The 18732-nt window shown below is 63.7% G+C and carries 16 protein-coding genes and 1 pseudogene; 7 read left to right on the top strand and 10 right to left on the bottom strand.

Features of this window, described 5'->3' with window-relative positions:
* The first annotated feature begins 1270 nt into the window (after positions 1-1270).
* The 3 genes from FS320_RS12750 (at position 1271) to FS320_RS12740 (ending at position 3248) form a co-directional block, all read left to right on the top strand.
* Positions 1271-1963 (top strand): recombinase family protein, encoded by a 693-nt coding sequence (locus tag FS320_RS12750; protein ID WP_152712043.1) that lies wholly within the window; start codon positions 1271-1273, stop codon positions 1961-1963.
* Positions 1964-2111: 148 nt separating this feature from the next.
* On the top strand, positions 2112-2429 hold the full coding sequence (locus FS320_RS12745) for a hypothetical protein (protein ID WP_152712041.1): 318 nt from the start codon (positions 2112-2114) through the stop codon (positions 2427-2429).
* A 3-nt stretch (positions 2430-2432) separates the two neighbouring features.
* Positions 2433-3248, top strand: coding sequence for a hypothetical protein (locus tag FS320_RS12740; RefSeq protein ID WP_152712039.1), 816 nt, complete (start codon positions 2433-2435; stop codon positions 3246-3248).
* An 84-nt stretch (positions 3249-3332) separates the two neighbouring features.
* Here the strand turns inward: FS320_RS12740 and FS320_RS12735 are convergent.
* Positions 3333-3587 (bottom strand): annotated as a pseudogene (locus FS320_RS12735) (His/Gly/Thr/Pro-type tRNA ligase C-terminal domain-containing protein); the annotation flags it as partial.
* Positions 3588-4417: 830 nt separating this feature from the next.
* Here FS320_RS12735 and repA point away from each other — a divergent pair.
* The 3 genes from repA to repC all read left to right on the top strand — a co-directional run bounded on the left by repA (position 4418) and on the right by repC (position 8051).
* Positions 4418-5632, top strand: a complete 1215-nt coding sequence (gene repA / locus FS320_RS12730) for a plasmid partitioning protein RepA (protein WP_152712037.1) — start codon at positions 4418-4420, stop codon at positions 5630-5632.
* Positions 5629-6651 (top strand): plasmid partitioning protein RepB, encoded by a 1023-nt coding sequence (gene repB / locus FS320_RS12725; RefSeq protein ID WP_152712035.1) that lies wholly within the window; start codon positions 5629-5631, stop codon positions 6649-6651. Before repA ends, repB begins: the two co-directional genes overlap by 4 nt.
* 188 nt (positions 6652-6839) lie before the next feature.
* Positions 6840-8051 carry a plasmid replication protein RepC gene (repC, locus tag FS320_RS12720; RefSeq protein ID WP_152712033.1) on the top strand — a complete coding sequence of 404 codons (1212 nt, stop codon included), beginning with the start codon at positions 6840-6842 and terminating at the stop codon, positions 8049-8051.
* A gap of 72 nt (positions 8052-8123) precedes the next feature.
* Here the strand turns inward: repC and FS320_RS12715 are convergent, their stop codons facing one another.
* The 6 genes from FS320_RS12715 to FS320_RS12690 form a co-directional block, all read right to left on the bottom strand.
* The gene (locus FS320_RS12715) at positions 8124-8756 is read right to left on the bottom strand and encodes a hypothetical protein (RefSeq protein WP_152712031.1); all 633 of its coding nucleotides are present in this window, start codon (positions 8754-8756) and stop codon (positions 8124-8126) included.
* A gap of 55 nt (positions 8757-8811) precedes the next feature.
* Entirely contained in the window at positions 8812-10740 is a 1929-nt protein-coding gene (locus tag FS320_RS12710; protein WP_152712029.1) for a hypothetical protein, read from the bottom strand.
* Between the two features lie 10 nt (positions 10741-10750).
* Positions 10751-12700, bottom strand: coding sequence for a coiled-coil domain-containing protein (locus tag FS320_RS12705; protein WP_152712027.1), 1950 nt, complete (start codon positions 12698-12700; stop codon positions 10751-10753).
* Positions 12697-13368, bottom strand: a complete 672-nt coding sequence (locus tag FS320_RS12700) for a hypothetical protein (protein WP_152712025.1) — start codon at positions 13366-13368, stop codon at positions 12697-12699. Before FS320_RS12700 ends, FS320_RS12705 begins: the two co-directional genes overlap by 4 nt.
* A gap of 121 nt (positions 13369-13489) precedes the next feature.
* Positions 13490-13819 (bottom strand): hypothetical protein, encoded by a 330-nt coding sequence (locus FS320_RS12695; RefSeq protein WP_152712023.1) that lies wholly within the window; start codon positions 13817-13819, stop codon positions 13490-13492.
* Positions 13820-13940: 121 nt separating this feature from the next.
* Positions 13941-14282: a hypothetical protein gene (locus FS320_RS12690; protein ID WP_152712021.1), complete on the bottom strand. Its 342-nt coding sequence runs from the start codon at positions 14280-14282 to the stop codon at positions 13941-13943.
* Positions 14283-14551: 269 nt separating this feature from the next.
* Between FS320_RS12690 and FS320_RS12685 the strand changes: the two genes are divergently transcribed.
* Positions 14552-14797, top strand: coding sequence for a hypothetical protein (locus FS320_RS12685; RefSeq protein WP_152712019.1), 246 nt, complete (start codon positions 14552-14554; stop codon positions 14795-14797).
* A gap of 195 nt (positions 14798-14992) precedes the next feature.
* On the opposite strand, the gene FS320_RS12680 is transcribed toward FS320_RS12685, so the two are convergent.
* From FS320_RS12680 to FS320_RS12670, 3 genes are all read right to left on the bottom strand, one after another.
* Positions 14993-17005, bottom strand: a complete 2013-nt coding sequence (locus tag FS320_RS12680; RefSeq protein ID WP_152712017.1) for a hypothetical protein — start codon at positions 17003-17005, stop codon at positions 14993-14995.
* A 422-nt stretch (positions 17006-17427) separates the two neighbouring features.
* Entirely contained in the window at positions 17428-18288 is an 861-nt protein-coding gene (locus tag FS320_RS12675; RefSeq protein WP_162002805.1) for a nucleotidyl transferase AbiEii/AbiGii toxin family protein, read from the bottom strand.
* 248 nt (positions 18289-18536) lie between these two features.
* Positions 18537-18722 carry a hypothetical protein gene (locus FS320_RS12670; RefSeq protein ID WP_152712013.1) on the bottom strand — a complete coding sequence of 62 codons (186 nt, stop codon included), beginning with the start codon at positions 18720-18722 and terminating at the stop codon, positions 18537-18539.
* Positions 18723-18732: the final 10 nt, after the last annotated feature.

The following is an 18732-nucleotide window of genomic DNA, read 5'->3' as shown; positions in this document are numbered from 1 at the left end:
CTTCGAAGCGGTGCGGGATCTGCAAGTGGATTGATCCCCATTGGACGGGGCCTCGGTACCAGATGCGAAGTCCGCAGCACGAGCTTGGCGGTGTCAAACCGTCAAAATCACTGTGCTAAGGATCTAGTAGTACTACGCCGTCCTGAGGTCGGATCCGCATTCCTCCATGAATGGCATCGGCGCAAGATCTGCTCCTCCGCGATCTCCTCCTCGCCGACGTGGTCGGGCGGCTGCGCGGGTTCATCCTGCCTGCCGCCCCTTGGGACAGCCGTCCCCGGGCGAATGGTCGCCGGACGACGGATGGTCGGCCTGTATCCCGCACCTGCCCCGTGAGCGGAGAGCGGACAGGTCAGGGGTCGACGCGACGTCGCCGCGGGCCCGAGGACGGGCCCGATCATGCCAGCCCCGCCGGGTGGGAGGTGACGGGAAGAAACGTCCTGGTCCCTAGGCCCGTTGTCGCTACCGCAGTCAATTCGAATTCAATCCCCGGGGGAGGTTCGCTTTGGGCAGCGAGCCTCGTGAACAGGCATTCCGACACCGCTCACGGAGCGGGCGCCGCCGCCTGCCCGTGTGCATTCTCCAGGTCAGCGAGCGCCGACCGAAGGCGGCCGTGTACGTCTACCCCTCTCGCCCCGGGGATTCTGACACGGTTCGGTGCGAGTGGAACGGCGATGGCAAGGCGACCAACTGACTGAAAGGGCAGGCAGCGCTCCCGAGAACCGAAGGGAATAGGGCGCTGGCTACGGTCAGCCTATAGGCGGGTAGCTCCGCCTGCTCTGGAAGGATTCATGCCACGGGATTCCAATTTGAAGATCGGGTCATCATGGCATGGGAGCTTACGGGCGGCTGATTACCAATCCGTAAGCAGTTTGATGAAGAACCCGAGGTTCGGAAGGCTCGTCTGGGCTCGAGAGATGACTTCAACCGTCGTTGTCCTGCCGTTGGGAATAACCTTGGGATGAACTCACGCCTCTAGGCTGAGAGAGCGGAGACGAAGTCATTGACGACACGGGAATGGGCGCTGTGGGGGAACGTGTAAACTAGGTTCGACATGAGGCTATCATCGCAGATCCCCACGAGTTCTGTCCATAAACTTCGAAGGGCGAGGCTGAATGCGTCCGGGACGGCACCTCGGGTTCAAGCTTGACGGCATCCAGGGACACGTTACATTTGCCACTACGCTCGTCGTGGCTTCTGTCATTCCCGGCGATTGGTGTTATGCAGTAGCAGGTCGGAGCCTTCTCGGGCGTCTCGCGGCCGAGGGGTCTCCATGTCTCAACGCAAATTCGTCGCCTATTACCGCGTCAGCACCGAGAAGCAGGGAAGGTCTGGCTTGGGCCTCGAGGCGCAGCAGGAGGCTGTCCGGACTTACATGCGTGGCGGGGACTGGCATCTCATGGATGAGGTGGTGGAAGTTGAGAGTGGCAAGAGGAACGACCGCCCTCGCCTCGCCGAAGCCCTCCGGCTCTGCCGACTTCATGGCGCCATCCTCATCATCGCCAAGTTGGATCGCCTCGCCCGCAACGTGGCTTTCATCAGTGGCTTGATGGAGTCCGGTGTGGAGTTCACGGCCGTGGACTTCCCCCAGGCCAACCGCCTGACGGTGCACATCTTGGCAGCCGTCGCCGAGCATGAGCGTGAGATGATTTCCAGGAGAACCAAAGACGCCCTCGCCGCTGCCAAGGCTCGCGGGAAGAAGCTCGGAGGGAACAGAGGTAAAATCCACCTGGTGGCCAAGAAGGGAGCTGCGGCCAGTGCACTCGTGCGGTCGACCAAGGCCAAGAGGCGAGCGGCAGACATCGGACCCATCGTTGCCGATATCCGAGCGAGCGGCGCTACATCCCTCCAGCAGATTGCGGCCGCCTTGAATGGGAGGCACATCAAGACGTCCCGGGGCAAGGATTGGACCCCTACTCAGGTGATGCGAGTCCTTGAGAAGACGGAGCCTGGAAGGACCTCATAGAACTTGGGGGAAGTCGGCCTCCCACCGGGTCGGCGTGGGCTAAGCCGGATTTTCCTTTGCCGAGCATTTGGCTTCGTGCGTCGAATGTGGCTCCGCTCAACCTCGGCTTTGCGGTTGCCGTAACCTGGCGCACCGACTGGAGGCCATCATGCAACCGGGTGACAACCAAACGGGCGACGATGCCCTGAAAGAGGCGTCGTCCACGACCAGGGGAACCGGCATCTTTTCCGTCCCGGACCCTACCAGCCAAGATTATATGGCGCACAAGAAGGTCGTGGTGCCCGACATCACCTACCAGGAGTGCATCCGGAGGGGCGCCTTCTGCATCGCCTATAAGTGGGTCGCCCGCATACTGGATCCTGACGATCCCGCCGAAACGGAGTGCCCGAAACCGCCGAACGGTATGCTGTGCGCCGGCAGTTGCGCGAACGATCTGTGCCTTTGCGTCAATGGCATATGCGTATAGGAGATGTGGAGATACGCAGTCTTCGCCGTGTCCGTGGTCGTCGTTTTCGTCGCCACCTGGATTGGCTCGACTTATCTTCTCCCATATTTCTTCCCGACCTTGCCCGCTATGTCGGCAGACCTCCTGAAGACGCATGCGGAACTCCTGAAGGTGCTTTCGGCGGCCTTGGCGACCGTCGTGGCCAGCCTGTTCACGAGCGGCACTTCAGTAGTCGTGGCCGAGCTGCAACGTCGCGCGAATCTGAACCTTGAGACCCATAAGGGGCGCATCCTCCAGGAACTGGAGGACAAGAAGTTCAGCCTGTCCAAGGATCTCGAGGCGCACAAGAACGTCTTGGCCGCTGAGTTGGACAAGAAGAAGCAGGAACTCGGCTTCGACCTGGACAGGGAACGAAAGGAATTCGACGCCTCCTACTCCCGAACCATGGCCCTTCACGATGCAATCAGTGAATACCGCCAAGCCGTCAACGCGCTTCGATTGGGTCTCTTCGAGCGCGAGCGGGCCGACGCCGCGAAAGTAGGTCTCGATGCCGCGGTGGACTTCTTCCCGCAAGGCACCGCTCTGCGCGCGGCACTGGAGTCGTTCCGGCAACGGGGCCTCTACCTGACGGAGCGATCCGATCGCGTCGAAACGCCGGAAGGGCAGCGGAAGCTCTGGCGCGAACCCAGCAAGCATCCGAAGGATGCAGGCGCGGAACTCGGACGTCTCTTCGCCGCAGATGCCGAACTGGCCCTTTCGTTGCTACGTGGAAAGCGCCAGCGCCTTGTGGAGGGGCACGATTCCCCGCCTGGCTCTCAGCCAGCGGATGATCCGACCTGAATTCACATCCTTCGAGCACGCGTCCAAGGGCGAGGTCCGGCCCGGGGTCCGGGAGGGCGCCCTCCCGGACCCCGGGCCCTCCGCTCACACGCCACCCCTGCCGTCCAAAGCGGCCGACCTGATGGCGGCAGCCGCCTCAGCCAAGGGCACCATCCCGAGGTCGCAGTCCCTGAACTTCAGGGAGACGGCGTTCGCCGCGGCATCCCGACAGCCGATGACCGCCAGAACCGGGATCGCCATCTCCCGCGTCGACGATCCGGCGCGACAGGGTGCGGCCGCGTCGTCGAGAATGCTCCTGAGGCCCGCCTCCGACAGGACGTCGAACACGGCCGCGGCGTGGTCCGCATGGGCCTGCGGTCAAGCCGGACGTCGCATCCCCAAGACAAGGCTCAGCCTAGCCCTCCTGGCCCGAATCGAGCCGAGACATTGGCGGGATACGAGCCTTGGTGCGGCAAGCCACTCGAACTCTCTCCCTGTGTCGAGGAGACCATTCGAGTGGACAAGGAAATCCTTTCTCGTGAGGAGGAGGCCTTCCGGACGGGCCTCGGGTACAATGCCAGGATCTCCCTTGTCGGGTGCCGAATCTACTGCACGGTTCGCCAATTTCCCTCATGGCACCCCGGGCGAGTGCGAGCCGAGCGTTGCCAGGTTCGAGAAAGAAGCTGCTCGGAAGCCGTACCTGTGGCGAACGAACCTCCGACAACTTCTTCTTGAGAAGTGCAAGATCCCCTTCTGATGCTCTACAGTCCCGTGCCGGCGTCGAGTGTGCAGATGAATGGATAGCTTCCCGAACGTCCGGGGTGCATCTACGCATTCCATTTCGGTGTGCGATCATCGCAGCCCGTTGCAACTGATCAGACAGAAGATTTGTCAGGATGGTTGAAAGGGGTGGGTGAGGTGACGAGGAAGGCAGTACATTTATGCCCGTCCCCGTCCCTCCAGGTGTCGGCCGCAGTGTTGAATTTGGCATGGTCCGCGACAGGAACTTGACGGGTTGAAGGGATCCCAAATCGGATTGCCGTAGGGGTTGTTGTCAGGTGACAACACTGGTTTCACAGCGTTAATAGTCTCTTAACCCTTAATCGCTTGCTCCTTGCAACGAATCGTGGCCATATTTCAAGACGGCAAACAGGCGTTTGACGCCATAAAACCGTTTTGAGAGTAGGCTGATGGCAGAAGCGGCACTGAAAACCGAGCAACAAGGTGAGGCAACGAGTGCCCGCATCTCGCGGCATGCAAGCGCCCTATCTCAGCAGCTCCGGACACTGGGGACAGCCCTTTTCCCGCCCAAGGCACTGAAGGGTCTGCGGTCGTTCTCGTCCGGGGAGGTCGCCCGCATTGTCGGAGTGTCGGACGGATACCTGCGCCAGCTTTCCCTTGATGGTCTCGGTCCCAAGCCTGCCCTCGCCTCCGGTGGGCGCCGTTCATACACTCTTGGCCAAGTCAACGAGTTGCGGGACTACTTGGCAGAGGCTCGTCCCCGCGAAGCCCTGCAATTCAAGCCTGGCCGGCGACCCGGGGACAAGATTCAAGTCATCGCCGTTGCCAATTTCAAAGGGGGCTCGGCCAAGACCACGACGGCCCTTTACTTGACACAGTACCTCGCCCTGCATGGCTTTCGCGTCCTTGCAATCGACCTTGATCCGCAAGCCTCGCTGTCCTCCATGTTCGGGTATCAGCCCGAATTCGACATCGCGGAGAACCAGACCCTATACGGCGCGATCCGGTACGACGAGCACCGCCGCCCCATGAGCGACGTGGTGCGTCAGACCTATTTCGATGGCGTCGGCTTGGTCCCCGGCAACCTCGAGCTGATGGAATTCGAGCATCATACCCCGCAGGCGATGATGAGCCGTAAAGAGCGAGGTCATGACCTGTTCTTCCGTCGTGTCTCGTCCGCCATCAACCAAGTGGCCGATGATTACGACGTCGTGGTGATCGATTGCCCTCCCCAGCTCGGATACCTGACGCTTGGCGCACTTAATGCCGCGACCGCAATGCTCGTCACCATCCATCCGCAGATGGTCGATGTGGCATCCATGAACCAGTTCCTGCTCATGACGTCCGAACTGATCTCGGTCGTCGAGGAGGCAGGTGGACATCTCAGCCATGATTTCATCCGGTACGTGGTCACTCGTCATGATCCGAACGACGTCCCCGAGGCTCAGATTGTCGCCCTTCTCCGCAGTCTCTTTGGTGATGATGTCCTGAAAGCCACGGCCTGGAAGTCAACCGCCATTGCGAATGCCGGCCTCACGAAACAGAGCCTCTACGAGCTTGATCGCGGCTCCGTCGGACGGGCTGCTTATGACCGCGCCCTAGAGTCGGTCGACGCCGTGAACGCAGAGATTACGAGCCTCATCAAGGGAGCCTGGGGACGATGAACAAGCGGATGGACGCAATTCGGTCCGCCATCAACAGCCATCAGTCGGACGTGTTGTCAGGTGACAACAAGCCGGCGCCCCTGCCCCGTGTTTCCTCCGGTTCGGTCCGGTCCATGAAGGAATCCTTTTCCGACGTAGAGCGCGAGAATTCTGAGCTGCGTGAGCGCCTCAATTCCGCTGCGGCCGTTCAGGATGTTGATCCGAGCCTTATCGATCCGTCGCCAATCGCGGACCGTTTCCACGACAAGGAAGACGCGGGCTTCAAGGCATTGAAGGTCTCGATCCAGGAGCGTGGGCAGGAAGTTCCCGTCCTCCTGCGTGTCCATCCGGACGATCCGGGGCGCTATCAAAGCGCCTACGGACACAGGCGTATTCGGGCAGCTCGAGAGCTGGGACTGCCCGTTAAGGCGGTGATCCGTTCACTCACGGACCAGGAACTGGTTCTCGCGCAGGGCATCGAAAACTCGGCGCGACAGGATTTGAGCTTCATTGAGCGGGCGGCCTTCGCCGCCCGCCTCGAGGATGCCGGGCACGACCGGAGTGTGGTTCAGTCGGCGCTGTCCATCGACAGAGCGGAGGCCTCCAAGCTGGTATCAGTCGCCCGCTCAATCCCTACGGACATAATCGAAGCCGTCGGCAGAGCCCCGAAGGCAGGCCGGCCTCGCTGGTTAAAATTGGCTGAAGTCATGAAGGCGTCGAAGCCTGCCGTGAAAGCAGTAAGGGCAGTCATCAAGAGCCCTAACTTCACTTCTCGTCCATCAGATGAGCGCTTCCGCAAGGTATTCGCTGCGGCGAGTGCTGCTCCGGAGGACAAGGAGGCGGCAAAGACAAGTCCCCGAGCTGTGCTCTCCCGTGCGGGCAAGAAGATTGCTCAGGTGAAGCAGTCCGGACACGACCTGAAGATTTCACTCGATCAGGGATTGGACGCCGCGTTCGCGTCCTTCCTGGTCGAGCGTCTTCCTGACCTGTTCGCCTCCTTTGAGGGGACGAGCGGACGGGATGAACCTGGGGAGGCTTAACCGCCTTCCCGTGATGCAACGTAAACAGGAGTAGCGCGGCAAAAGAAAAAGGCCCCCGGAACGACGTCACGGAAGCCTCTCTCTGTAGTCTGGACAACTCAGAGAATCCCACTTCCGCACAACTCAGTCAAGAGTCTTGGCGCCATTTCGGCGGGCGGATTTCCTTTGCCCTGAGCAAGGCAAGGATCATGGATCACATTTCGTCGACGCCCTTTGGGCGGCCGCTCTCGCTTGCCATGGTGGCCGCGAGAGTGAGGGTAGGGAGCTGCCCTCAGGATACCATCGCCGAAAAATGGAAGGTGCTCGACAACCTGCGTGAGGCCAAGGAGGCTCTCGGGGTGTCGGATCGGGCACTGAGCGTTCTCAATGCGCTCCTGACCTTCCATCAGGACACTACGCTTGCCCTCAATGCGGACTTGGTTGTGTACCCCTCGAACCGAGCCCTGCTGCTTCGGGCAAATGGGATGGCGCCAGCAACCCTTCGCAGGAACCTGGCGGCCCTTGTCCAGGCTGGTCTTGTCGTGCGGAGGGACAGTCCGAACGGCAAGCGTTACGCCCGCAAAGGGGAGGGGGGTCAGATCGAACAGGCTTTCGGCTTCGACCTGGGCCCGTTGGTGGCCCGTGCGGCCGAGTTCGAGAAGCTTGCCAGGGAAGCTCGTGCCGCGGCGAAGGCTCGGTACCTGTTGCGAGAGGAAATCAGCCTCCTAAGGCGCGACATTTCGCAGACAATCCTCGTTGGTCTTGAGGAGGGGCTTCCAGGCCCTTGGCTCTCCCTTTCGGATCGATTCAAATCCCTTGGTGCGATGCCGGCCCGGAACGCTGACGTCCTGCTCCTTGAGGGAGTGGCGAAGGATCTGCGGGCGCTCTGGCGGGATGTGGATAAGTGTCTGACGGATCACCTGGAAAAGGAGAATCTGAGCACCAATGAGTCTCATAGTGAGCAGCACCATCAGAATTCAAACACCTACCCCTCTAATGATTCTGAAAGCGGCTGCCGGGTAGAGGAAGAAGAAACCGTCACGTCTGATCCTGAAGCCCCGAAGCAACCTGTCAGGACATTCCCGCTGAGTCTGGTCCTCAAGGCGTGCCCGGATATCGCCATGTACACGAGGGGCGGGGAGGGGATTAGGACTTGGCGCGCCCTCTCGGAGGCGGCCGCCCTTGTCCGACCTATCCTAGGCATCAGTCCCAGCGCCTGGGCGGAAGCCTGCGATGCGATGGGGCATGACAATGCGGCCATCACCCTTGCCGCCATTCTCCAGAGAGCCGAAGCCATCCGCAGCCCCGGGGCGTACCTCCGCAACCTGACACAGCGCGCCCGTGCCAATCAGTTCTCTCTTGGGCCCGTCATCATGGCCTTGTTGCGGGCGGAGGCTCAGAAGGAGCGAAGCCATGGATAGGAGGGGAGGGGTTTGCATCTTGGATGAACCGTTGCCGTAAGGGAGGGTCTTATAGGTAGATGAAATCATTACCTACTTCTCCGTGGCCTCTTCCGGCTCCGGATATCCGAATGCAATACGATCCAGGACGATTTCAAGGAGTGCCGGGGCATGGACGACGGCTTCCCACGGCTTGCCCTGATCGGTGCCCACCATCTCGATTTCACCCGTCAGGTACCAGACCTCCTGGTCCAGTTCCTGGCCGTGTTCGTCGAGGGCAACCGTTCGGTCGATCCTCTCATAGACGGCACGGATCTCAAGCGCGTGGATGATCTTGTTGCAGGCCTGCCGGAGGTTCAGATCGAAGTCCTGTCCGTCCTGAGAGTACCCTCCGATGTAACCCTTGCCGCTGGTTTGGGTCGCATGTGCCACATAGGCCTTAGAGGATCCAGAGTTCTTCATGACGTCGTCGTACGTGCGGACGAGGAGAACCATCTGGAGCAGCAGGTTACAGGCCTGATCCTCGGCAAGCTCCATGTGGAGGGCCAGGAGGGGTGCCTGGGACAGGTCGAAGCGTTTTCCTTCCTCCGCCTCCATGGCGTCGAATCCTTCGGCCAGCTCCCGCCCGGCACTGAAGATGTTCGTGAGTTCGAAGCACATCCGCCGGACGGTGCTGAGGTCGATGTTGTGGGTCTTGCCCTTAGTAAACCAATAAGGATTGTCCATTCGGATCTCCGGGATGGATCTGTGTACAATCCCCGTAGCACGCTTAAGCAGCAGTTCAGATGCCGGCGACCTTCGAGGGCGGGCGCTTGCGCCCCTGGACCCGGAAGGCCACGACCCAATAGGTGGTCCTTCCGGCGGTGGGTGTCTTGCGCCGGACGCCGACCAGCTCGCGCAGGTGCCCGCCGCTCCCGCCACGGTCGACCAGATCGAGCACCATCAGGATGCAGAACCTCACCTGCGTGCGCTGATAGGCGGTCGACTGGAGTGCGTACCGCTCGACGAGCCCGTCCAGGGTGCGGTCCCGATCGGTCTTCTTCAGCTCCGCGACGGTCCTGATGGCCTGGTTGAAGAAGAAAACGTCGGCGCGTCCATGGCCAACGCCCTCGACCTCCTTGAGGCATAACTCCCGCAACGGCGTCGCCTGGAGGTAACCGTAGTAGTCGCGGTGCAGGTCCTCTTCTACGGGCTCCTTGTCCCCGCGCTGCGCGAACAGGTACTCCGTTCCGTTCGTCGAAGTACCCGAGACGTTCTCGCGCGAATGCACGAACCCGATCGTATGGAAGACGATCATGTCGAAGAACTGCCGGGCTGCGGGATTGGACGCGTAGTCAGGGTTCGACAGCATCCCATCGCGCATCTCGTGCCAAATCTCGATCACGATCGGTGCCGTTACCTCGAGTTCCAAACTGACGAGGCTGTCGCGCAGTAGCCGCGTCGCTTCCGCCCGCCGGGCCTCGTCCCAACCGCTGGCCTCGATGATCGCGGTGGCCGTGAAGTTCGTGGCCACCGCGTTAGGAGGGTTTCCTAGAAGGCTGGCCTCCATCGCTTGCGCCACGCTCGCGCGAATGGCGACTGCGCCGGGAAGCGCCCCGGTGTCCTGCCTTTCGGCAATCCACTGGTCGAGCAGAGCCAGTTGCACCCTGTTCCGCTGGAGTTCGCCCACGATCCGCGGCCGGACGAGTGCCTCGATGCCGCCATCGCGGGAGCGGCGGAGAATCGACTGGCTCGCGGAATGGATGAGGACCAGCTCCTCCTCGATGACCCGGGCGGCAGACAGCCAGGCGTCCTTCGCCAGGCTCGTGTCGAGGGCGGCAAGGCGCAGCGCCAGGGACGACCAGTGCAGGCTCTCGAGCGAGGCCATTCCCAGCCACGTGTCGCGATCGACCGGGCGGTCGGACGGCAGAAGGAAGGCCGCGACCTCGAAGGCCGCTGCGTGGATGCCGGCAATGCGCTCCGTCAGCCTCCCGCGATCCGAGGCATCATGGAACCCCAGGAGGACGTCAAGGCATCGTAGGTACAGCGTCGCGTCGAGGCGGCCCTCGGAGGCAGCGATGGATTGGCCGAACCGCGAGCGCGCGGCACGGAACCCGTCAAGCGCACGACCCCGGTCCGTCTCGTCCAGCGCCTCGGCAAGTGCGAGGCGACCCAGAGCCATTGCGGCCTCGTCCCTCGCTTCAGCCACGTCGAGCAGGTTCACGAGGACAGCCAACAAGGAGGGATCATCGACATGGGCAAGAACGGTGCCGATGATCCTTGCGGCGTGCCGCAGGTAGTTGCCTTCGTCGTCAATCGTTATGTCGAGAAGGTGAGCCTGAAGCCGACGCACGAGACTGTCCTGCCCCTGCGAGAGATACAACGCCCCGAGGAGGGCCTGGGAGCGGATGCCGTAATGGCTTGAGCCATCCTCCGCCCGCTCAAGGAAGGCTCGAAGGAAGCGACGGGCGGTTCCGTCCCCGAGCGGCAAGCCGCGAGCCAGACCGCGCACGATCTCGGTCATCACGCCAGGGTCGCGAGTGGTCCTGACGAGCGTCTCGGCGGCTGCATGGCAGGCCTCGGTGCCAGAGCGGCACAGCGCGACGAAAAGATCGCCCCCGTATGGATGATCCGCCAGCTCCCTGGCCGCGGCGTCCAGATCGGCAGCGGTCGCTCCGTCGAGGAACATGTCCTCCGGCGCCGCGAGAAAGCGGTCGACAAGCCCATTCATCCCAGCCGCCTTAGAAAAGTTCCTTGTCGTCCCTGACCTGCCGCCTCCGATCCAGTGGCACCCGTTCCTCGAGTTCCGGCCGGCTGACCGCTCCAACGATCACCTGGAGGTTCCCGAAGCGCCCAACCGCCGATGCCACGCTGCCGATGAGGGCGGAGAAGTCGTCCGCGCTCATCTCCTGGGCACCTGGCGAGTCCAGCACCAGCAGGCCCGGATGACGGCCGTATCCCCTCTCCCCGGCGACCTCGAGCGTCGCGAGCGCGGCCGCCACGCGCACGCGTACCATCTCCCCGGGCGTCAGTTTGGTGAACGAAAGATCCGTGCCGCCCTGCCGGATCCTCAATTGCCCATTGGCCAGCAGGTTCATGCTCTCGAGGTTCCGCACGCCGAAGTCGGTCGACAGGCGCGTCAGGCTCCGGCTGACATCGGCGAGGACCTCCTGCTGCAAGCGCTCGAACATGTGCTTCGTGGCCTTTACGGTGGCCTCGAGGATATCCACTTCCTCCTGATCCCGCGAAGTGTGGATCTCCGGGCGTATGGATTTCCTCAACTCGTCGATGCGTGCCTCCACGCCGGCGATGTCGCGGTGGATCTGCTCGGCGCCGTCGTCGTAGGCGAGCCGGGACTGCACGTCCTCGAGTTCGCGCAGTACCCCGTCGCGTGCGGATTCGGCATCGCGCAAGGATTCGCTCGCCCGGAACGCGGCCGCCGTCGCGGCGTCCAACGAATCCTTGGCATCCGAAACCGCGGCTGCGAGAAACGCCTCCCCGTCCCGGGGGGCTTCCTCTGGCAGATCGGCGGTGCCGCACAGGCCGCAGATCTCGGCCGGCGCCGCCTCGAAGCGTCCGACCTCGAACCTCGCCTCGCAGGCGGGACAGCAGACGGGCCGCAGCCTGCGGAACACGTAACCTGCCGCCTGCTCGTCACGCTCCTGCTGGAGCTGGCGCCTCGTCTCGGCGTGGACCGAGCGGGCTTCGGCGGCAGCGGCCTTGCGCAGTTCCGCGTCGTGTCGCGCATCGGTGACCTCAGCTTGCGCCGCGGCCAGGCGTGCATCGAGCGCCTTCAGTTCGGCCCGCATCCCGCGCCGATCCGGAAGGCGCTTTAGGGCTTCCCGATGCGCCTGAAGTTCGTTCTCCAGAGCAATGATGCGCTGCGTGGCATGGTCGGCCTGGCGCCTGTCGGCATCCTCGTCTTTCCTCTGTTCGGCCTCAAGGCGCTTGAGGGCGGTGGATGCCGCGGTGTAGGTCGAGATCCAGGGCAACCCGACGAAGAGCTGGATAAGGCGGATGGGGAGGCCGTCCTCGGTATAGTCGCCGAAGATCGCAACCCCCGGTCCGCTGATGAACAGTGCCGATGACATCGCGGGCCAGCCGTGCTCGCTCGCGCGCCCAGTATCCGAGCGATAAGCCTGGAACTTCGCGAATCCGAGTTCCTCGAGGAAGATGTCGGACAGCGTCCGTTCGAGTCCTTCGTCGGCCGGACCTTCGTAGAGGACGGCTCCCTGCCCGCGGATGACGGCCGCGTGCGCGTCCCTCGCCCGCGTCGTCCCCGCCGGCTTGATCAAGCGCACCGCGAACTCCACGCCGTCGATCGCGAAGGTCGCGTCCACGCGATCGATCCAAGCCCAGACGTCCTGCTTGATGCCTCCCGGGAACCGTCCCTGGAGGACCGCGCGTGTCACCGCGAGCACGCTCGACTTGCCCTTGGAGTTGCCGTCTGTGAGCAGCGCCCAAAGGCCGGGTCCGAGTCCGTCCCATTCGAACGCGAACCGATCGGTCGGCTCGTTGCCGTGCTTCACGCCCTCGAATCTCACCGAGCGGATGGCGAGGGCACGGCGTCGCGGCAGCGTGGCCTGGGCCTGGATGCCGTACTTGGCCAGCGTGCCCTCGACCGTGGCCCGCGGGGCACCCGCGCTCGCGGCGATGGAATCCTGCCAGTCTGTGAGGCCTTGCGTGGTCATTCGGGTCTTCCGATTTCGATCGTCCGCAGCCGCGCGAGGACACGCTGCCGAATGGACGGGATCACTGTGCCGTGCGGGGTCGACGTATATTCGGGATGCTCATAGTGGATGTCCTTCAGGGCGGAACCGCTGCGCGTCGTCGCGATCTTGAGGGCCAAGTCGACCTGCCGCTCGTACCACGCGAGCACGGGCTGGTCCGCGACGGCCTCATCCAGGAACCCCCTCGCCTTCGGACCGACGAGAAACTCGTATCGGATCGCGTCGGGGCCGATCTCGCGCCTCATCGGCGCGACAAGGCCGCGATAGTGCAGGATCGCAAGTGAGTCCTGGAGATCCTCGTAGGCCCCGCGTCGCCAGCGGATCATCCTGACGGTGCGGACCTCGGGCTCGTCGTCCTCGAAGATGCGCCGCGCCGCGGCCACGGCCGTCTCGTCCCCGCTTTCCTCGTAAAGGTCGAGGAGGTCGTCGGCCAGGTAGTCGGGATAACGCATCCAGAAATCGATGGCCTGCGCGCGCTTCTCGCCGATGAACACCATGTCGTGCTCGTCCGTCGTCCGGTCCGGGGGGAGCGGCACGCTCCCGCGCACCAGGATAAACAGAAGGCGAAGGGCGTCACGGAATGCGGAACCCCTCCCGCCGCTATCGTGGGCGCCGGGTTCACCTGACATGACGCCCCGCCTCGAGGTTGACTACACGCACGTTCCTGCCCCGGGACTGCCCGTCATTGGTCTTTCAAACCTGTTTGACCGACCACCCTTCGTCCATTTTGTCAACAATGTCCGGCCGGGATCACTCCCCGCGCTCGCGGCGCCGGAGCCGCTTCACCTCCCGGGCGACCATCGCCTTGAGAGCGGCGGCTGTCTTCTCGGCGTCGAACCTCCGGTTCCCGAGCCCAGTCTCGGACATGAACTCCGCAATGTTCCGCGACGCCTTCTCGAGTGTCTCGGGCGACCGCGCCCAGATCCTCAGGTTGATCGCGAGAATGCCCGCGGCAATGTCCTCCCGGTCGGGAACCCGCTCCTTCTTAAGCCGAATCCTGTATTCATCCTGGTACTCGCGCTGCCGTTTGAGCCGGGTGCGGTAGCGCCGGAGTTCGTCGGGTGCGTGAAACTCTGCCATGTGATCCCTCCCTGTGGTGGCGGGGTGCTTCCCCACCACCGTCATCGGCTTGGGCCATGCAAGGGACCATAATCCGGGTGTGCTCACCCGATGAGCAAACGGGGTGATATCGCTTAAGATACTATAAGGGGATTTCCGGTGAGCTATCCGGGTTTTTGTCCCTCCCCGTCGACGGGATCGCATCATGCCGGGCGGTATTCCGCGCAGCCCGCCGCAGGACTTCCTGGAGTGCCTCCCCAGCGTCGGCCGCGAGGTGCATCAGCGCCGCCATTGCCTGCCGCCGGGAGACGATCCTATAGCCGAACCCGAAGATGTCCTCGCCTTCGACGACGTCGTCCTCGTACCCGTGCTGGATCACGGGCAGGAACCGCGTCCGCGGATGCCGGAGCGCCATCACGGCGTCGTAGGCCATCCGGTCGGGAACCGCCACCACGACCTCGGACGGGAGCGTGGACAGCGACATCCACCCGTACGCCCGCGCGGCCGTCGGTGCGGTGAAAGGCGCACGTGGCGGCAGCATCCCCTGCAAACCGTCCGAGCCCCAGCAACCCCATCGCCATCCTTACGTAGTCGAATTCCCGGTCCCATCCTCGGCCCTTTCTCCGGGACGTCTGCCCGAGACTTGGATTTGGGAGGATTCCCGGGCCTTGTCCGGGCCGCCGGTAGGATTCGGGGAACGGACAAAAAAAGAGGGAGGCCGTAGCCCCCCTGGAAGGTGGTGTTCGCAAAAACGTGACGGCGAGTGAGGCCGACACCAGGAAGGTATCAGCTCGCCTGGGCGGCGACAAAGGCGCCCGATCCGCCGGCGGACCTCACCCAGTCAACGACGATGGCCTTTGCCTCTGGTCGGGACAGCAGGTGCTTGCCGAGGGACGGGATCGGATTCTGAATGTCGCGGAACCCGAGGCCGCCCGCGCGATCACGGCCCTGGCATGCCCGTCGGCATCGCCCTCCGCCAGGATCAAGGCCGACGCCTAGGGGAGAGCCGAATCCTTGGATGGCGCCATCACGGGCCGGGCCAATCCCTTCGCGTTTCAGTCCCGCTCCGCCGCCCGCTGGGCCGGACGGAAGGGTTACAGCTTCCCGGGACGGGTGACCGGACCCATCGGACGCTGTTCTATATGGCGCTGTCCTCGGCTGCCGCACGGTCACGTTCCCTCTGGTGCGATCCAGTCACGAAGACTGGGGGTGCCATGCGGAGGACGGGACGGGCCGTGGATGCGTCCACCGTTGGATTTGGGAGGGGGGATTGGTTGGGACGAGGGATGGCACCACGGAGCCTTCCGATGCGCCCGTAGCGGCTTCCCTGACGGCTGGGGCGGGATGCGCCGTCGCGTCCGGTGCCAGCTCGACCCCGACGTCGGTCCTGTCGACTGGGTTCACCGTTGCCTCCACTGTCGCGACGGTCGGTCTCCTCTTCAGCAGCGCGATGCCCTTCTCATCCCCGATTGTGTCACGCAGGAAGGATGGCCGGATGAATCCCTTGCCCTTCCCGAATCCTTCGCTCTTCCGCTTGCGTCGAGTGTGAAGGGAACCCGAGTCCTGTCCAGACCTGGGTCCCTTCCGCCTTCCCCCGGTCGATCCGGAGAGGTGGGGAGCCTTTATATCTACGCACCGATTGTTACAGTCGCCGGACAGGATGGCCATGGCGTCGTCCCAGCGCCTACCGACGGTGATGCGGTGCAGTCCTGAGACGCGGGCAACGGACGTCTTCGTCACGTTCTCCCCCGCTGCCTCGACCTGACGGATCGCCTCGACGAGACCGGTTAGCGCCTTGTCGGCCTTCTCCCTGCCGGCCCACACACCGGATGCCCGGCGACGGTCCTCCACGGTCATGCCCTCGGTGATGAGGTGGCGCATGGCCCCGCGCTTCGCCCTGCCGCCCGCTCCCCGCTCGTGGTCCCAGGCGCCAGCGGCGTAGGAGATCACGTGACCGAGTATCGCCTCGACGTCCTTCGGCTGCCAGTTCGTGCGCTCGACGAGGACGGCCGGGTCCATGCGCTCGCGCAACATGAAGGCCAGCCCCTCGCGGTCCTTCGTCTCGATGCACCGCAGGTACTCGGCGTCGCCGATGGAGCGGAGGGCGTGCAGGATCGAGTAGGCCTCCTTCTGCCAAGTCGTGAAGGCGAGATTGGACGCTGTCTTGCCGACCGTCGACTGGACCTCGGCGGCCATACGGGTCAATTCCTCGCGGCTGACGGAGGTCCGCACGAACTCGCTGTACTCCGACAGGGTCGGGAACACCTCGTTGTTCAGGTCGTAGCCGAGCAAGTACGGAGACAGCGGGTTCTTCCCGCGCACCGACAGGATCGGCGCGTTGGGGTCCGCTCCAAGGTGGAGCAGGGCGTGGCACAGGCCGCGTTGTACGCCCCCCAGGAGATCGACGATGCGCTGCTTCCCGTTGCCTGTCGCGACGACGGCCGAGCCGGGTGGCAGGATGAACCACAAGTGGGGACGTACCAGCGGACGCCTGTCCTCGGGCAGGTTGAGCCATTCCTTCTCGCGCAGTCCGCCGCCTGCGACCATGTGGGGGAAGCACGGGATCGTCCGGCCGACGAGCTGCTCCAGCTCCCAGACGAGCTCGAAGACGCCGCCCTTGAACACCTTGTCCAGGTCGATGCGGATGAGGCTGACCATCTTGCGGTTGCCCTCGATCCACGGCAGGTCCAACGCATGCACCTTGCGGCGGGTCCAGTGGACGGACATGACTGCCTTGTTGTTCGACCCGCGGATCTTCCAGCCGCGGCGGGTGCCTGCAACGAAGAGCTTCGCGGCCGCCCCCATCCCCTCGCTGCGCAGCCCGCGCTCGCGGAAGGCCGGAACCTCCTCTCCGCCGATCAGGGTGATGGGATCGTGCTCGAAGCCCTGGGTGAAGCGCTTGTGGGTGAAGCGGGCTTTCTCCTTGCCGCGCTCAATGAAGAACTGGGCGCGCTCCGCCTCGTATTCTTGCTCGGCCTGCCACGCCGCGAACTCGGCGGCGTCCATTTCGCGTCTGGCCTTGGCCGTCATCCGGCGCAGGCGCTCGGCGGCCTTCTTCTTGCGGCGCGGTGCGTCCGCCCGGCGGGCGGAGCGCTCGGCGGACGAGATCCAGCCCGCGACCTCGTACCTCGACAGGAATAGCGCGATGGCATCGCCCGGAGGGACCACGTGATGCTGGATTGGTGATGGCGTGGATAGGTCGACCACAGGTCACTCACATCAGTTACGTTTTTTGCGTCGTGAGCGGCCTCCTCTGCGGGAAGTCCATCGTCACTGAGTCGAGCTTGGCGGTGGGCGGCGCACGGTGCAAACCTGCATCCTTTCCGCCGGTGGCGCCGAAGGATTGATTTCATGGCGCGGAAATGGAAAGGGGCCGCCCCGGAGGACAGCCCCTCGGTGGTCCCGCTGGCGTCGCGCCTCAGCCGACTAGATCGAATCCTTCCCGATTCCAGTTCGGCAGCGCCGCCTCGAGGCAGGAGAGATCCCAGACGGGGATCTCTACGCCCTCGGCGAGGAGCTTCTCGACGTTCTTGTCCTCCCACTGGTATTCGACGACGTTTCGGCGTCGATGTCGTCGCGCAGGCGGCGAGCGTCACCCGCGCCCCCAAAATCGCCCCGATCCCGTCCGGTCACGCGATGGAGGGCACCCGGGGAGCCGCCTCCCTGGACAGGACGCGGGCACGCTCCAGGACATCCTCAACCCACGGCCGGATCCGGTAGGTTACCTCAGCAAACTGGGCGGGCGCCTTCCCCTCAAGCTTGGACCGCTTCACGAAGCCCTCCCAAACCTTCTGCATGCTGTCCGCGTAGTCGATGGTGAGGCCGGGCAGCAGGTCCGTTGGCAGCTCGGTATGGCGGTCCTCCCAGGTGCGGACCATGGCGCGTGCGACCGCGTCGGGATCGAGGCCCTCTTTGATGATCGCGATGTCGTGGAAGTCCTTCATGCGCGTGTTGCGGACACCGTGTGACTGGATTGCGTGGATCTTCTCCGCCGCCACGTTCGGCCACGGCAGGCAGGCGATGGTCAGCGGCTCGGCGCCCTTGAGCAGAGACGGGAAGGTCTTCTCGACCACGCCTCGGGGGCGCCGCCCGCCGAAGCCGACGTCGACCTTCGTGTCGATCTTCGTCTTGCCGACCCAGGCGGCGAGCGGCAGTCCATAGCCCGGCTCCTCGTTGTGCTCGGCCTGGATGACCTTCGTGACCTCGTAACGGAGCCCGTCGACGAGGTCAGCGGCGAGGGCATACCTGATGCGGGCGACGGCGTCGTCCAACCCGTCGTGGAAATGCAGGTCAGCGTCCATAGTGGGACGATGCTCGTTGCCGTTCTCGACGAGGAAGAGCAGCGCGCCCTTCAGCACGACTCGATCCCCGAATGCCGCCTTCATGCGGCGCAGAACCCCCTCCTGGGCGTATCGGGCAAGCGCCCGGTCGCTGCCGATCCCCTTGTTCCTGCCTGTATCCTTTACGCGCTCCGCGATTTGCTGGCTCATGTCGTCCCTCCCGGATGTGCTGTCCGGCGAGAGGATGATGTGAAGGCGGCGGGCAAACCGGAAATCGCCGGCGGGAATTGGGTGGCCTGGAAGCAGAGACCCCGAGGTTGGGATGAGCGCTGCCACAGCATGTACCGAACGGGCCGCAACTCCAATGTCGTGAAAACATTTCACGATACGCGAAATCCTGGACAGAACTGGACCACGCAGGTTCATGCGGCGCCTTCGCTCCCGGGGGCAGCACTGCCTCAGTTCTGACCCTTGGGCTTTCTCCAGCGGGTGAGCGGCTCCTGAGCATGGTCTTCCCGGACGATGATCCGCCTGGGCGGGTCCAGCGGAACGAAACCGATCTCGTCGAGCGCCTCGCCCATTGACTTCGCCTTGGTGGCCGGACGGGGTTCGTCGGTGGGATGGGATTGGGGCTTCTCTGCCAAGGTCATCCTC

Origin of the sequence: Microvirga tunisiensis, assembly GCF_009296175.1 — a bacterium.
Classification (GTDB): Bacteria; Pseudomonadota; Alphaproteobacteria; order Rhizobiales; family Beijerinckiaceae; genus Microvirga; species Microvirga tunisiensis.
Note: the sequence above shows the minus strand (reverse complement) of the source record. Positions and strands in the feature narration are given on the sequence as shown.